At 40.2% G+C, this 14,846-nt stretch carries 15 protein-coding genes; 13 read left to right on the top strand and 2 right to left on the bottom strand.

The features are described 5' to 3' along the window. The first annotated feature begins 24 nt into the window (after positions 1–24). Positions 25–702 carry a TIGR02117 family protein gene (locus HWV58_RS04435; RefSeq protein WP_175632923.1) on the top strand — a complete coding sequence of 226 codons (678 nt, stop codon included), beginning with the start codon at positions 25–27 and terminating at the stop codon, positions 700–702. A 184-nt stretch (positions 703–886) separates the two neighbouring features. After that, on the top strand, positions 887–1,327 hold the full coding sequence (locus HWV58_RS04430) for a DUF1801 domain-containing protein (protein ID WP_175632922.1): 441 nt from the start codon (positions 887–889) through the stop codon (positions 1,325–1,327). Positions 1,328–1,348: 21 nt separating this feature from the next. On the opposite strand, the gene HWV58_RS04425 is transcribed toward HWV58_RS04430, so the two are convergent. Beyond that, positions 1,349–2,161 carry an alpha/beta hydrolase gene (locus HWV58_RS04425; RefSeq protein ID WP_175632921.1) on the bottom strand — a complete coding sequence of 271 codons (813 nt, stop codon included), beginning with the start codon at positions 2,159–2,161 and terminating at the stop codon, positions 1,349–1,351. Positions 2,162–2,334: 173 nt separating this feature from the next. On the opposite strand from HWV58_RS04425, the gene HWV58_RS04420 reads away from it, so the two are divergent. From HWV58_RS04420 to HWV58_RS04370, 11 genes are all read left to right on the top strand, one after another. After that, positions 2,335–3,042, top strand: a complete 708-nt coding sequence (locus HWV58_RS04420) for an esterase family protein (protein ID WP_175632920.1) — start codon at positions 2,335–2,337, stop codon at positions 3,040–3,042. A 166-nt stretch (positions 3,043–3,208) separates the two neighbouring features. Further along, on the top strand, positions 3,209–4,264 hold the full coding sequence (locus tag HWV58_RS04415; RefSeq protein ID WP_175632919.1) for an ATP-grasp domain-containing protein: 1,056 nt from the start codon (positions 3,209–3,211) through the stop codon (positions 4,262–4,264). A gap of 26 nt (positions 4,265–4,290) precedes the next feature. Then, positions 4,291–5,391, top strand: a complete 1,101-nt coding sequence (locus tag HWV58_RS04410; protein WP_039473039.1) for a carboxylate-amine ligase — start codon at positions 4,291–4,293, stop codon at positions 5,389–5,391. A 7-nt stretch (positions 5,392–5,398) separates the two neighbouring features. Beyond that, positions 5,399–6,226, top strand: a complete 828-nt coding sequence (locus tag HWV58_RS04405; RefSeq protein ID WP_175632918.1) for a type 1 glutamine amidotransferase — start codon at positions 5,399–5,401, stop codon at positions 6,224–6,226. A gap of 192 nt (positions 6,227–6,418) precedes the next feature. Continuing rightward, the gene (locus tag HWV58_RS04400) at positions 6,419–7,606 is read left to right on the top strand and encodes an ATP-grasp domain-containing protein (RefSeq protein ID WP_175632917.1); all 1,188 of its coding nucleotides are present in this window, start codon (positions 6,419–6,421) and stop codon (positions 7,604–7,606) included. Positions 7,607–7,873: 267 nt separating this feature from the next. Then, a complete protein-coding gene (locus HWV58_RS04395; protein ID WP_166208511.1) occupies positions 7,874–8,032 on the top strand; it encodes a FeoB-associated Cys-rich membrane protein in 159 nt (52 codons plus the stop codon). A gap of 12 nt (positions 8,033–8,044) precedes the next feature. Then, positions 8,045–8,632 (top strand): Crp/Fnr family transcriptional regulator, encoded by a 588-nt coding sequence (locus HWV58_RS04390; protein ID WP_175632916.1) that lies wholly within the window; start codon positions 8,045–8,047, stop codon positions 8,630–8,632. A 229-nt stretch (positions 8,633–8,861) separates the two neighbouring features. Beyond that, positions 8,862–9,392: a YceI family protein gene (locus tag HWV58_RS04385; protein WP_175632915.1), complete on the top strand. Its 531-nt coding sequence runs from the start codon at positions 8,862–8,864 to the stop codon at positions 9,390–9,392. An 81-nt stretch (positions 9,393–9,473) separates the two neighbouring features. Next, positions 9,474–10,343 carry a pirin family protein gene (locus tag HWV58_RS04380; RefSeq protein WP_175632914.1) on the top strand — a complete coding sequence of 290 codons (870 nt, stop codon included), beginning with the start codon at positions 9,474–9,476 and terminating at the stop codon, positions 10,341–10,343. A 201-nt stretch (positions 10,344–10,544) separates the two neighbouring features. Continuing rightward, positions 10,545–13,952: a glycosyltransferase gene (locus tag HWV58_RS04375; RefSeq protein WP_175632913.1), complete on the top strand. Its 3,408-nt coding sequence runs from the start codon at positions 10,545–10,547 to the stop codon at positions 13,950–13,952. A gap of 86 nt (positions 13,953–14,038) precedes the next feature. Then, the gene (locus HWV58_RS04370; protein WP_175632912.1) at positions 14,039–14,221 is read left to right on the top strand and encodes a hypothetical protein; all 183 of its coding nucleotides are present in this window, start codon (positions 14,039–14,041) and stop codon (positions 14,219–14,221) included. Between the two features lie 130 nt (positions 14,222–14,351). On the opposite strand, the gene ispF is transcribed toward HWV58_RS04370, so the two are convergent. Then, positions 14,352–14,831 carry a 2-C-methyl-D-erythritol 2,4-cyclodiphosphate synthase gene (gene ispF / locus HWV58_RS04365; protein ID WP_175632911.1) on the bottom strand — a complete coding sequence of 160 codons (480 nt, stop codon included), beginning with the start codon at positions 14,829–14,831 and terminating at the stop codon, positions 14,352–14,354. Between the last annotated feature and the right edge of the window lie 15 nt (positions 14,832–14,846).

Below are 14,846 nucleotides of genomic sequence, written 5' to 3'. Positions count from 1 at the left end.
AAGGATAAATTTCGAATTAATTAAATGAATAGAAGGTTTCTTAAATATGCCGCACGCTTTAGTCTGTTTCTGATTGGCTTGATCGGATTTTATTTCCTGCTTGCCTTTTGTTTATCGCGCATTACCATAAACGCTAAACCAGTAAATAAATCCGAGGTTGCCATCTACATCATGACCAACGGTGTACATACCGATATTGTGATGCCGGCGATTAGCGATCAAATAAACTGGACGAAAGAAATCAGCTATCAAAATACTTTAGAGGCAGATAGCAGCTATCAATACGTGGCAGTGGGCTGGGGCGATAAAAAGTTCTATATCGAAACACCTGGTTTTGAAGATCTTAAACTGGGCACGGCAATCAGGGCGATTTCCGGATTAAGTACATCGGCTATGCACACCACTTATTATCAAAATATAAGCGAAGATAACGACTGTAAAAAAATCATGATCAGCCGTGAACAATATAAACGCCTGATTGATTATGTGCTGAACAGCTTCGAAAAAGATAAGGCCGGACATTTAATTCCTATCAAAACACCCGTACATTACGATATTGGCGATGCCTTTTACGAAGCAAAAGGTAGTTACAGCATTTTTAAAACCTGCAACACCTGGACAAACGCCGCACTAAAGGCTTGTGGGCAAAAAAGCTGTCTGTGGACAATTTTTGATACCGGGATTTTCATCAAATACAGGTAATTTAACTGCAAGCAGGCGTACAATGCTTTCACAGCTTGCTTTACATACTTTTTTATGCCTTCCGGGATTGGAGATTTATGTTTTTGCTTAATTCTTTAGGTAAAATTTAAAGCCACAGATGAACTGCTGAGGTGTTGCAAAAATTCGTTACTTTTAAACACCCGAGTAATCAAAACTAAGTAAAATGGCAGGAGTTAAACCTATACACCCTGATTTTGGCTATTTATTAAATTTTAAGGAGAAAGAGCTTATCGACCTCTTTTGCGATTTACGCACATTCATACTGGAGCTCCATCCTGAAGCCAATGAACTGCTTTACCATACCCATGCGCTTACAACGGTATACTCCCTTTCAGATAAACTGAGCGATTCATTCTGTATGATCCCGATTTATAGCAACCATTTAAACCTCGGTTTCAATAAAGGCGCTTTATTAAAAGACCCGCAGCAATTGCTGGCCGGAAGCGGAAACCTCATCAGGCATATCCCAGTTAAACACCCTGCAGAATATAGAAACGAAGCCGTAAAACAACTGATTAAAGATGCAATAGCCCTGGCCATAAAAGACATGGAAAAACCTACAAAAATTATAGGTCAGCGGATTTCAAAAATTAAGAAAAAATAGTGAGGGGATAGCTGCTTAAACCTAATAGCCAAATGCCCAGCTTAAAAATGCAGGCATTACACTTTCCCAGGTTGGAACATCGTGTTTACCACCAACTTTTTCGTAGTAAAAAAGATTATCCGGTCTTTTATATCCTTTATTTAAGAGCAATTTAACCACATCAATGGTATCATCAATCGAATCGATGATCATATTTTTATTGCGATCGGCCTTTTCATCTTCGGTACCGGTCATTAACCAGAATTTCATTTCAGGTTTGCTGGCAGTACTTTCAATCCGGGCATGCATAATGCGGTCGGCATCGGTATAACCATCGGTAAGGTCTTTTTTGCGCCACCAAAATGCACCCGAAAAAACACCCACCACATCAAAAGCTGATGGATTATTCCAGGCAATATCAAAAGCAGATAAACCACCTAAAGAAAAGCCTGCAAAACCTATTTTTCCGGTAATTGGCATGGCAATTTTCTTTTTAGCAAAAGGTAAAAGCTCTTTAATGATAAAATCGGTGTACAAATTGGCTTTCGCTCCGCGACCTTTAAAATCGGCAACACCAGCTACACCATACTCAAGCAAACGTTCTTCCGATGCTTTAATGGCCACAACAATTAACCTGTGATTTCTTTTACCATGGTGTGCATGTTCCAAAATCTGGTTAAAATTCATTTTGGCAACATCCTGTCCATCATTCAATAACAGAAGTTCTATTTTTTCATTCCCCAAAATACCTTCGGGAGTATAAATATCAATCTCTACCTCGTGCTTTAAATGAGCTGATTGTATCTTATAACTGTTTGTATTAATTTTTAACGGTAAAATTGTTGTGTACATCATAATCAAAAATCCCTATCACATGGCTGCCGCCTCAGAATTAGGGTGCAAAGGTACAAATCTCTATAAACTATTAATTATCAAAGGTTAATTTTTACATTACACCTTTAAATTACCGTTTAAAGTATTCTTTTTATAGATTTTAATTTCTACCTTAAATCATTCAATTTTTTGTTATGGTTAAAGAAGAACATAAGAAATGGTACAGCCCTAACCTCAGCGGCGAAATCGACATGCTCATCTTTGGTCACAGTGGTATCCCCATCCTGTTGTTCCCCACGAGCATGGGGCGATACTTTGAAAACAAAGATTTCAAACTGATAGATGCTGTAGAAGGGTTTATTAATGAAGGCAAAATCAAAATCTATTGTCCCGATGGAGTTGACAAGCTGAGCTGGTACAACAAAAGCATTCACCCGGCCGATAGGGTAAAAAACCATATCTGGTACGACAAGTATTTGCTGGAAGAAGTTGCACCGCTGGCCAGGCAGGAAACCGGGCACAGCAAAATTATTACTGCAGGCTGTAGCTTTGGCGGTTACCATGCCGCAAACTTTGCTTTCAGGCATCCCTGGCTGGTTAGCCACATGTTTAGCATGAGCGGTGCGTTTGATATTACCGGTCAGTTAGATGGTTTTTACAATGATGACGTGTACTTTAACAATCCGGTCGATTTTCTGTTAAACAACAGTAATCCCGAACTGCACTACATGAAAATTGTATTGGGCACTACTGATCGCGATATGTGCAGACCAGATAATGAACGCCTGTCGGCAATATTAAGCAAAAAAGGAATCGACCACTGGCTTGATATCCGACCCAATGCCGATCACGACTGGCCAATATGGCGTGAAATGTTTCCAAATTACATCGCACAACTGTAGTTTTCAACTGGCAGTTAAACAATTAACCGATTCATCAGTTAACCTTAATGGGTTATATCATAAAACTAAAAATGTACCAATGAAACCATCGTGAGCAAACAAGCATAAAAAACAACCTTACCGCTCACGATCGCTTCATTACCATTAAAAGACAAAATTTCACATAATGAAAAAAATAGGGATTTTATTTGGACAGGAACGCTCTTTTCCTGAAGCCGTAATCGAAAGGATTAATCAAAAAGCAGAAAAAGGCATTGTAGCCGAAGCTGTTAAAATCGACAAAATATTTCAGAATGCTGCGCTGGGTTACTCTGTAATCATCGACAGAATATCTCAGGATGTACCGTTTTACCGCGCATCTTTAAAAAATGCAGCCATAACTGGAACTGCCGTAATTAACAACCCCTTCTGGTGGAGTGCCGACGAAAAGTTTTTTAACAATGCACTGGCCGAACAGATTGGGGTTCCTGTGCCTAAAACAGCTTTAATTCCTTCGAGAGAACATCCTGATGGCACTACAAGTGAATCTTTTTCTAACCTGGCCATGCCACTGGATTGGGATGCTATTTTTGAATACACCGGTTTTCCGGCATACATGAAACCTTATGACGGTGGTGGCTGGCGTGATGTTTATAAATTACATGATAAAGAAGATTTTTTTGACAAACACAGCGGTACCAAACAACTGGTCATGTTGTTGCAGGAAGAAATTATTTTTGAAGAATATTTCAGGTGTTATTGCATTGGAGGTAAGCATGTACGCATTATGCAATACGACCCACGCAATCCGCATCATTTACGATACGCTACCGAAGGTAAATCGCCCGATCCGAAATTACTTAAAACCGTAGAAGAATATACCTTAAAACTATGCAGATACTTAGGCTACGATTTTAATACCGTAGAATTTGCTGTGCGCGATGGTGTGCCAATTGCGATTGATTTCTGTAACCCTGCGCCTGATGCTGATGTTAAAAGTGTTGGACAGGAAAATTTCGACTGGGTTGTAGAAACTACTGCAAATTATGCCATTGAAAGAGCCAAAGCACAAAAAGACGGACAAGACAATCTAACCTGGGGCGAATACATTAAGGCCTCTGTTGCTGGGAATCCCTTAATTGCTAAATCTGCCCCGAAAGCAGCTCCTAAAAAGGCTCATGCTCAGAAAGCCACAACCGAAAAAGCAGTGGCAAAACCTAAAAAAACAACTCCAAAAAAATAAGTGGGATAAAATAAATACGCATTAATATGAATGAGTTCACGCTGGGCATAGAAGAAGAGTACATGGTAATTGATCCCGTTACCAGAGAACTTACCTCTCACGAACAAAAAATTGTAGAGGCCGCACAAAAAATACACAAAGACCAGGTTAAAGCAGAAATGCACCAGGCAGTGGTGGAAGTGGGTACCGGTATTTGCCGAACCACTACTGAAGCCCGTAAAGAAATTTCCCAGTTGCGCTATACCGTATCGCAGCTGGCCGGAGAGCAAGGTTTAAGAATTGGTGCCGCCGGTACACACCCATTTTCGCATTGGGAAAAACAATTAATTACCGAACACCCGCGTTACAACGAAATTGTTAACGAACTGCAGGAAGCCGCCCGTTCAAACTTAATTTTTGGCTTGCACGTACACGTTGGTTTTCAATCGCGTGAGCTGGCTATCCACATTGCCAACCAGGTAAGATATTTCCTGCCGCATGTGTTTGCATTATCTACCAACTCCCCTTTCTGGGAGTCGCGTAATACCGGTTATAAATCATTCAGGACAAAAATTTTCGATAAATTTCCGCGTACCGGAATTCCGGATATTTTTAACAGCATCGAAGATTACGATAACTACGTAAAGCTCCTTATCAAAACCAATTGCATGGATAACGCCAAGAAAATCTGGTGGGATATCCGCGTGCATCCTTTCTTTGATACTGTTGAGTTCCGCATTTGCGATTGCCCCATGCTGATTGATGAAACCATGGCTTTTACAGCGCTATTTCAGGCTTTATGTGCCAAGCTCTATAAATTACGCCTGCAAAACATGAAGTTTATCAGTTACTCCCGTGCCCTTATTAACGAAAATAAATGGCGCGCTGCCCGTTATGGTATCGATGGCAACCTGATCGATTTTGGTAAAGAAATGGAAATAAACTGCCGAAACCTGATTCTGGAATTATTGGATTTTGTGGATGACGTAGTAGATGATTTAGGCTGCCGCGATGACATCAATTATGTACACAAAATATTAGAGCACGGTACCGGTGCAGACAGACAGTTGGCCGTTTACCAACAAACTGGTAACTTTGAAGCCGTAGTAGATTACATTACTACTCAAACACTTATAGGCGCAAAGTAATTTTACAATGGATAAAAGAGGCTTAAAGGTAGCTGTTATTGACATGAATAACGGCGCACCTAATCAGGGTATGCGGGGAATTCAGGAAATTTTATCCCGTTTTAGAAACGAAAACAATATCGATTTAACCTTTGATATTTTTGATTTAAGGCAAAAAGGCGAAATACCTGGCATTGATTACGATGCTTATATTTCGAGCGGTGGCCCGGGAAGCCCGGTTGAAAGTGAAGGCGAAAAATGGGAAAATGATTTCTTTAACCTGCTCGATCAGATTGAGGCATTTAACCAGAATAATGAAGAAAAAAAGAAATATGCTTTCTTAATCTGTCACTCCTTTCAGCTGGCCTGCCGGAAATACCAGTTAGGCAATGTTACCGAAAGGCGTTCGAACGCATTTGGCATTTTCCCGATTACGCTAACCGATGAAGGAGAAAAAGATGAAATTTTTGAAGGCATCACCAATCCATTCTATTCTGTAGATAGCCGCGACTGGCAGGTTATCGAACCCGATTTTGAAGCTTTTGAGAAGAAGGGTGCTAAACTTTTAGCTATTGAAAAGGAGCGTAAACATGTGGATTTGGAACGCTGTATGATGTCGATCCGCTTTTCTGATGAAATTATCGGCACCCAGTTTCATCCGGAAGCCGATCCGGTGGGCATGAAAATGTACCTGCTTCAGGATGAAAGAAAAAAAGCCATTGCAGATATGCATGGCGAACAAAAATACCTGGATATGCTAAATAGTTTAGATGATCCGGCAAGGATAGTATTAACCCAAAAGGTTATTTTGCCTAATTTTCTGCATAAAGCCATCGGGAATTTGCAGGAGGTATAGTCTTGTGGTTGCGAACTGAAGCGCTGGGCAGAGATTTGGAATGAAGCAATCTTTTTTACAGTAATCGTCATTTCGACCGCAGCGGAGAAATCTTTTTGGAAAAAACATAGCGTTTTCTCCGTGCCGTGATGCTTCATCCGGTAGCTATCGGATCGAAATTAAGTTTTAGATAACAAAAATCAAATAAAACCTATGATACCTGCACAACGCCAAAAGTACAATCAACAATTTACTACAGAAAAGTACCAGGCATTTTTAACCCGTCTTGCTGAAGGTTATCCCGAAATTCCTTTCCGGGTTGCAGAAACCCCAATTTTTGTTCCGCAGGCATTAAAGGAAAAATTGATTGCTGCCGGAGAAGAAATTATCAACCTCATTAAGCAGCCCAACTTTAAAGCACTTACCCAAAAAGCAATCCCAGCAGACTGGCAGGTACCCAATGAAAATGAACAGCCTCACTTCTTAACTTTCGATTTCGGCATCTGTAAAAACGAAGCCGGGGCACTTACGCCTATGCTAATCGAAATGCAGGGCTTTCCATCTTTATATGGCTTTCAGCACCATTTGGCCAAAACTTTTAAAAGCAGTTTTGGGATAGACGATACCGTAAATCATTTTTTAAATGGTTTTAACGAAGAAAGATACATTGCTCTACTGAAGGAAGTAATTGTTGGCCGGCATCTACCCGAAGAAGTAGCACTGATGGATGTTGATGCACTCAACCAAAAAACGGCTATCGATTTTTTCGTTACCCAAAAGATGCTGGGCATTAAGATTTTGGCTTTAGCAGATATTAAAAAAGTTGGCAAGCAATTGTTTTACGAAGAAAACGGTAGGCTGGTTCAACTCAAAAGGATTTATAACCGATTGATATTTGATGAAGTGGCTAACGATACCGAAATTTTTAAAAAAAGTTTCGATCCGCGCGAAGAACTGGATATTGAATGGGTAACACACCCCAACTGGTTTTACCGGATAAGTAAATATACCATGCCCTTTTTAAAGAGCGAATTTGTACCCGAAACACGCTTTTTAAGCGAAGTGGAAACCATTCCAGCCGACTTAGAAAACTATGTGCTTAAGCCCTTATTCTCTTTCGCTGGGATGGGTGTAATCATTGATGTCAGCGCTGCAGATATTACCAGCATTAAAGACCCCGAAAACTGGATTTTACAAAGAAAAGTAAGTTACGAGCCTGCGGTGCAGGCACCAGATGGAGGTGTAAAAGCTGAAATCAGGATGATGTATTTATGGCCGGATGGTGGCGAACCGCAATTATGTATAAACCTGGCCCGTTTAAGCAGAGGAAAAATGATTGGCGTACGCTATAATGCCGATTTTGATTGGGTAGGCGGAACAGTGGGCTTCATGGAAATATAGCGTTTAACCGCGTTTTTTTACCACAGAGCTCACAAAGAAAAAGCACAAAGCTACACAGAGTTATAATCTTTCTAGTAACATTAAAAAACACTTCGACACTTCTCTCCGTGTTTTCCGTGAATCCGTGGCTACAGATCCATAGTGTAAAAAAGATGGCGATAAACAGCTCCGCGCCCTCGGTGTAAAACTCAGTGTGCTTTGTGGTAAAAAACCATTAATTTACATTCAATTGAACACCCAAACCCCAAAAGCCCTTATATTTGTGTTATGGATATTCAAACGATTTTAGTCTTTTTACTTTTTGCGGTAGCATTGGTATATGTTGGCCGTTTGGTTTTTAAATCTGTACAGGTAAAAAAGGATGGCTGCGGTGGTAATTGCAAATGTGGTGTAGATTTTTCGGATATTAAACCTGTAAAAAAGTAGCATCCCCTTTTTATGATCCTTCAGTTTAAGAAGTACCTGCAAGAAAAAATAGAAATTACTGATGAGCAGTTTGAAAGCATTTCAGCTGGATTAAAAGTAAAGAAATTCGAGAAAAACGAAATCCTTCAATATACTGGCGATAACCTCAAACACGGCTTCTTTGTGGGTAAAGGTTTATTAAGGGCCTACTCTATCGATGTAAAAGGCAAAGAGCATATTTTACAGTTTGCACCCGAAAACTGGCTGATCTCCGACCGCAACAGCATGAACAACGAACCTTCGATATTTTTTATCGATGCTATTGAAGCAACAGAAGCTGTACTAATGCCCAACGATTTTATGGAACAGGCGGCCAATAAAGTGCCGTGCTTGCAACCCATGCAAATCAGGCTACTCAATAATTCGATCCGCTTTATGCAGAAAAGGATTAACATGTTATTAAGCGCCACCGCCGAAGAAAGGTACCTCGATTTCATTAAACTTTATCCAAATCTTACTTTGCGTGTACCACAATGGATGATTGCTTCTTATTTGGGTATCACACCAGAATCACTCAGCCGCGTGAGAAAAGAACTGGCCAATAAGCATTTTAAACCATAACGATTTTTGAATGAATGAATTATTGAATGATTTCGATAAACTAACATTTCAACAGGCCAACAAATAAACGAATGACTGAATTTTGAATGAGTGAATGATTTGGCCAAGCTAACATTACAACATTCAACCATTCCCCTCCCCCCTAATTACTTACCATACATCAATTTGCGTGTAAAACCCAGGCTGTACTTTTGTGTTGTAAATATTAAACATCTCAAAAAACAAAAATATGGCAACTACAAAATGGACATTAGATCCAACCCACAGCGAATTACAATTTAAAGTAAAACACTTAATGATTACTACTGTAACCGGTAGCTTAAAATCTTTCTCAGCAGAATTATCATCAGAGGGTGATGAATTTGAAAATGCAGAAATTTCTTTCAAAGGCGATATCAGCTCAATCGATACCGGAAATACAGATCGTGATAATCACTTAAAAAGCGGAGACTTTTTCGATGCCGAGCAATTTGCACACATTGAGTTCAAATCTAATTCGGTAAAAAAAGACGGCGACGACTACATCGTTAATGGCGACTTAACCATTAAAGGCGAAACCAAACCTGTAAAATTAACTGCAGAATTTGGTGGTATTGCTACCGATCCGTGGGGAAATACAAAAGCAGGTTTTACTTTAAGCGGAAAAATTAACCGTAGCGAATTTGGCTTAACCTGGAATGCAGCTTTAGAAACCGGTGGTGTGATGGTAAGTGAAGAAGTGCGCATTTTAGGCGAATTGCAATTCGTGAAACAAGCATAATTTAGCATAGAGCAAAGTGCATGGAGCTTTTTAAAGTGCTCCCTGCGCTATGCGCCATGCCTTATTAAAAATTAAAAGGTAATGGACACAAAACAAATAAAAAACATACTTAAAGCACCCGCTCCACACATGGTGGGCGATGGCTTTAGGGTACATAATTTTTTCCCAAGCGGATATGAGATCGATATGAGCCCATTTTTTTTAATGGATTATGGCTCAAAAATCGAATTCTCGGCTCGGAAAGAACCTCGTGGCGTGGGGGTACATCCGCACAGGGGTTTCGAAACCGTAACCATTGCGTATCATGGTGCAGTAGCACATCACGATAGCTCTGGCAATAGTGGCGTAATTTACCCCGGCGATGTGCAATGGATGACAGCTGCAGGCGGCGTTTTGCATAAAGAATATCACGAAGAACAATACAGTTTAACCGGAGGTCCGTTCCAGATGGTACAGCTTTGGGTAAACTTGCCTGCAAAACATAAAATGGGGAAACCCGGCTATCAGGCGATAAAACAAGCGGATATGGCCCATTTCGATTTACCAGAAAATGGAGGTAAAATCGAAATCATAGCCGGCAATTACCAGGGCATAAAAGGAAGCGCCCATACCTTTACTCCCATTGAAGTATACAATGCGCGTTTAAATAAAGGAGCCAAGGCAAATTTTATTTTCCCGGCTAACTTTAACACTGGTTTTGCGGTAATTGAAGGTGCTATAAAAATAAATGGTAGTGAAAATGCCGCTGTAGATAGCTTTGTTCATTTTGAAAATACGGGAACAGCAATCGAAATCGAAGCATTAGAAAATAGCGTGATCCTGATATTAAGTGGCGAACCAATAAATGAACCTATTGTTCAGTATGGCCCGTTTTTGATGAATACAGAAGCCGAAATACAACAAGCCATTGAAGATTATAACCAGGGCAGATTTGGGTATTTAGAAGAATAAAATAATCCCTCTTGCTGATCTTAATCAGCATGTTCATATTAAGCCGGCATATCGAAGATGTGCCGGTTTTTTTATGCCTCAACACCGGAAGCCATTAGTTTAAAGCCTGATAGCATAACAAACAAAAACTTCTCCCCATTTTCATTTTCACAAAATCTTCATATTCGTTATTGACATTTGACTATTAATCAGAACAGAAAAATGTCCGGAAAACAAATATTTCAAACTGAGACTAAAACCCGCTGGAACACCTTTACATGGGTTAGCCGCACTTTCTTTTTAGTCTTCATCATCGCAATCATTTGCGTGGTTTACACCTTATCGTCGGTACAGGCACCAAATTTGCCTTTTATTAACACCAACACACCGCTAACTCAAAAACAGTTAGATAAGTTAAAGAAATCACAACAGTACAAAGCTTTTTCGATAGAGAAATCGCAGCTCGAAAAAATTAAGAAAGACCGTGAGCGCCGCCTTTTAACCCACCGTGGCAACAGCAAGCGCATCAATATGGCTTTCTATGTAAGCTGGGCCGCTACCAAAGAAAACTCCCTTTCCGATTTAAAAAGAAACATTAGTCATCTAGATATGGTGGCTACCGAATCGTTCTTCTTAAACGGCGATTCGATTGTGGATAAAGCCGATACTGCTGCATTGAAAGTTATCCATGCCGGTAAAAAATCGGCCATTGCAGTAGTTTCGAACTATAACAAAGACCATTGGGATGGTGCAGCTGTAAAACGCCTGTTAAATAACCAGCAGGCACAGGAAAAATTGATTGGCGATTTAATCAGCGTTACCAAAAAATATGGTTATAAAGGTATCAATATTGATTTTGAAGAGCTTAATCTCGAAAACAGCGATGGTTTTAATGCCTTCATGAAAAACCTATACACCCAATTTCACGCCCAGAAACTAATCGTTTCACAGGATATTTCGCCGGAAAATGACGACTACAAGCCCGAAATTCTTCAAAAATACAACGACTACCTTGTGTTGATGGCTTACGATCAGCACACCGAACAAAGTAATGCGGGAGATATTTCACATCAGGAATGGGTAGAAGAAAAACTGGATAACATTTGCAGTAAGGTTGATGCCGATAAAGTGATTCTGGCCCTCGCCTGTTATGGTTACGACTGGCCGCAAAATCGTGTTGGCAAATCGGTTACTTACGAAGATGCCATGATTAATGCGGTAAACTACAAAAGCAAAATCAATTACGATCCCGAATCTGCCAACTTAAACTACAGCTATAGCGATGGCAGCGGAATAAAACACAATGTATATTTTACCGATGCGGCCACTTATTTTAACTTAATCCGCAAAGCCGACGACTGGAATATTGCTGGCGTTGCCCTGTGGCGTTTAGGATCTGAAGATAAACGCTTATGGAGCTTTATTTCAAACGATTTGAGTTTAGACACCCTAAAGAAAAAACCTTTCGACCTGCGAAAAATAGCTTCGCTAAATATGGGTGGTATTTCGTACATCGGCGACGGAGAAATTCTTGATCTGATTTCGACCCCACAGCCTGGTATGGTCAAATTTACGCTCAACCCAACCAATTTTTCTATCGCCGATCAGCAATACATCCGCTTACCCGAGCAGTACGTAATTAAAAGATTCGGTGAAGCCGATAAAAAAATTGCACTCACATTCGATGATGGCCCCGATCCGGTGTATACACCACAGGTGCTCAATATCCTGAAAAAAGAAAAGGTCCCCGGCTGTTTCTTTGTGGTTGGTATTATGGCCGAGCAGAATATGGAATTGTTGAGGCAGGAATATAACGATGGCTACGAAATTGGTAACCACACTTTCTTCCATCCGGATATGTCGGCTATTGGCCCGCGACGCGTAAAATTTGAACTGAATGCTACCCGCCGACTAATTGAAGCGGTTACCGGGCACAGTACCATTTTGTTCCGTGCGCCATTTAATGCCGATGCCGAACCGCAGAACATTTCCGAAATTTTACCGGTTGCGCAGAGCCGTAAAGAAAATTACATCAATATTGGCGAATTCATCGACCCTGAAGATTGGGAACCCGGAAAAACTGCCGATCAGATTTTTAACGAAGTGGTTAAACAGCAGGATAACGGCAATATTTTACTGCTACACGATGCCGGAGGTAACCGTGAGGCCACAGTTGCAGCCCTGCCCAGGATTATCAAATTCTTTAAAGCAAAAGGCTATACCTTTACAACCGTTGGCGATTTGATGGGTAAAAAACGTTCAGAACTGATGCCTGCAGTTAAATCAACAGCCAATAGCGGTTTTTCGGGATCGGGTGATTACTTTTTCATCAATTTCTTTTACTACGGCAACATGACTTTGAATATCATCTTTTCGGTAGCCATTGTACTCGCCATATTAAGAACATTATTTATTGCGTATCTCGCTATCAGGCAGCGACAAAGAGGCAAACAAAATGCGCCCAAACTGGTACAAAATCCCACTGAAAAAGTAAGCATCATTATTCCGGCTTACAATGAAGAAGTAACGGCCGTTCAAACCATTAACAGCCTTTTAAAAACCACTTATCCAGATTTTGAACTGATTTTTGTAGATGATGGCTCGAAAGATAAAACCTTCGAAATTATTAACGAACAGTTTGGAAATCACCCGCAAGTAAAGGTTTACCGCAAAGCCAATGGAGGTAAAGCTTCAGCCCTAAACTATGGGATATCAAAAGCCAGTGCCAATTTTGTAGTTTGCATTGATGCCGATACCCAGCTTAAAAATGATGCGGTAACCGAACTGATGCGTTATTTTTACAGCGACAAAATAGCCGCAATAGCTGGAACGGTTAAAGTTGGTAATGCCCACAATATTATTACCAAATGGCAGTCAATCGAGTACATTACCGCCCAGAATATGGACAGGCGTGCTTTTGATTTATTGAATACCATAACCGTAGTACCGGGTGCCATTGGTGCTTTCAGGAAGAATGTAATTTTAGAAGTTGGCGGTTTCACCATCGATACGTTAGCCGAAGACTGCGATTTAACCATGCGCATTTTAAAAGCCGGCTACGAAGTAAAAAACTGTGCAACAGCAGTGGCTTATACCGAAGCACCCGAAACAGTAAGTATGTTGTTAAAGCAACGCTTCCGCTGGAGTTTTGGCGTAATGCAAAGTTTCTGGAAAAACAGAAAAACCTTACTGAATAAAAAATACGGCTACTTTGGTATGGTGGGTATGCCTAACATCCTCATTTATCAGATTATTTTGCCTTTGTTCTCTCCGTTAGCTGATTTGTTTATGCTCATATCGCTTATCAGTGGTTTATTTTCGCTCAGTGCTATCAACAACCTTACGCTAACGGGTTTTTCGGGTATTTTAAGTTTACACAATGGTTTTGGCCAGGTACTTTTCTACTACATTATCTTTATCGTAGTAGATATGGTTTTTGCGGCTATGGCTTTCAGAATGGAAAAAGAAAAATATAAAAACCTGCTTTATCTTTTTCCTCAACGTTTTTTCTGGCGCCAACTAATGTATATTGTTTTGTTCCGGTCGGTTAGAAGAGCCATAAAAGGCGAGCTGGAAACATGGGGAACATTAAAAAGAACCGGTAATGTGAAAGAGCAGGTAGCCTTATAGAAAATTGAATTATTTAACGGTTTTAATCACTGATTGTGCATTAGAACCGTTAAATTTATCCTCTGGCCTATATAAAAGATTAATGCATGAAAAAAGCTAACCAAAATGTACTTTCATTAGGAAACCTACTTATTACAGCATTAATTGCGGGCACATTAGATGGACTGGCAACAGTAATATTCCTTGCAAAAATGAACTTCACTGGGATATTTCAATACATTGCCAGTGCAATTATGGGCAAAGCAGCCTGGCGATTATCAATGCTGTAATACTGATATTTTGTATTGGTTTACCAATTTCTTACCTAACCGCCCGTAGTCTAAGGTTTCCATCATAGACAGTAAAAAAAGAACTCAAGCTTAATAATCAGTGCGCTATAAAATTGACTTCTTTGAATATCTAGTTTTTTTCTATGAGACAAACGGCATAGGCTACAACGCCTTCTTCCCTGCCTACAAAGCCCATTTGCTCGTTTGTTGTAGCTTTAATAGAAATATCTTCGGTAGAAATACCTATCGCATCAGCAATGTGCTGCTGCATTGCCGGGATGTGCGGATTGATTTTCGGCGCTTCTAAACAAAGCATTGCATCGATATTACCTACCTGCCAGCCCTTTTCACTCAACAATTTAACGGTTTCCTTCAACAGGATTAAACTGCTTATTCCTCTCCATCTTTCATCTGTATTTTTAAAGTGGAAACCAATATCGCGAAGGTTGGCCGCACCTAAAAGTGCATCGCAAATGGCGTGCAGCAATACATCTGCATCAGAATGACCAAAAGCCCCTTTATGGTGATCGAGCGTTACACCTCCTACTACAAAAGGGTGCTGATCTTTTAACTGGTGCACATCAAATCCGAAGCCTACTCTAATTTTCATTGAAATTTGGGTTAA

This window comes from Pedobacter ghigonis, assembly GCF_903166585.1.
Classification (GTDB): Bacteria; Bacteroidota; Bacteroidia; order Sphingobacteriales; family Sphingobacteriaceae; genus Pedobacter; species Pedobacter ghigonis.
Note: the sequence above shows the minus strand (reverse complement) of the source record. Positions and strands in the feature narration are given on the sequence as shown.

What these genes read in the sequence shown, in the direction of transcription:
- HWV58_RS04390 (WP_175632916.1), top strand. Translation starts at nt 8,045, where the DNA reads ATGATCCTTCAGTTTAAGAAGTACCTGCAAGAAAAAATAGAAATTACT.
- HWV58_RS04420 (WP_175632920.1), top strand. Translation starts at nt 2,335, where the DNA reads ATGGTTAAAGAAGAACATAAGAAATGGTACAGCCCTAACCTCAGCGGC.
- HWV58_RS04385 (WP_175632915.1), top strand. Translation starts at nt 8,862, where the DNA reads ATGGCAACTACAAAATGGACATTAGATCCAACCCACAGCGAATTACAA.
- ispF (WP_175632911.1), bottom strand. Translation starts at nt 14,831, where the DNA reads ATGAAAATTAGAGTAGGCTTCGGATTTGATGTGCACCAGTTAAAAGAT.
- HWV58_RS04400 (WP_175632917.1), top strand. Translation starts at nt 6,419, where the DNA reads ATGATACCTGCACAACGCCAAAAGTACAATCAACAATTTACTACAGAA.
- HWV58_RS04435 (WP_175632923.1), top strand. Translation starts at nt 25, where the DNA reads ATGAATAGAAGGTTTCTTAAATATGCCGCACGCTTTAGTCTGTTTCTG.
- HWV58_RS04375 (WP_175632913.1), top strand. Translation starts at nt 10,545, where the DNA reads ATGTCCGGAAAACAAATATTTCAAACTGAGACTAAAACCCGCTGGAAC.
- HWV58_RS04410 (WP_039473039.1), top strand. Translation starts at nt 4,291, where the DNA reads ATGAATGAGTTCACGCTGGGCATAGAAGAAGAGTACATGGTAATTGAT.
- HWV58_RS04395 (WP_166208511.1), top strand. Translation starts at nt 7,874, where the DNA reads ATGGATATTCAAACGATTTTAGTCTTTTTACTTTTTGCGGTAGCATTG.
- HWV58_RS04425 (WP_175632921.1), bottom strand. Translation starts at nt 2,161, where the DNA reads ATGATGTACACAACAATTTTACCGTTAAAAATTAATACAAACAGTTAT.
- HWV58_RS04380 (WP_175632914.1), top strand. Translation starts at nt 9,474, where the DNA reads ATGGACACAAAACAAATAAAAAACATACTTAAAGCACCCGCTCCACAC.
- HWV58_RS04370 (WP_175632912.1), top strand. Translation starts at nt 14,039, where the DNA reads ATGAAAAAAGCTAACCAAAATGTACTTTCATTAGGAAACCTACTTATT.
- HWV58_RS04415 (WP_175632919.1), top strand. Translation starts at nt 3,209, where the DNA reads ATGAAAAAAATAGGGATTTTATTTGGACAGGAACGCTCTTTTCCTGAA.
- HWV58_RS04430 (WP_175632922.1), top strand. Translation starts at nt 887, where the DNA reads ATGGCAGGAGTTAAACCTATACACCCTGATTTTGGCTATTTATTAAAT.
- HWV58_RS04405 (WP_175632918.1), top strand. Translation starts at nt 5,399, where the DNA reads ATGGATAAAAGAGGCTTAAAGGTAGCTGTTATTGACATGAATAACGGC.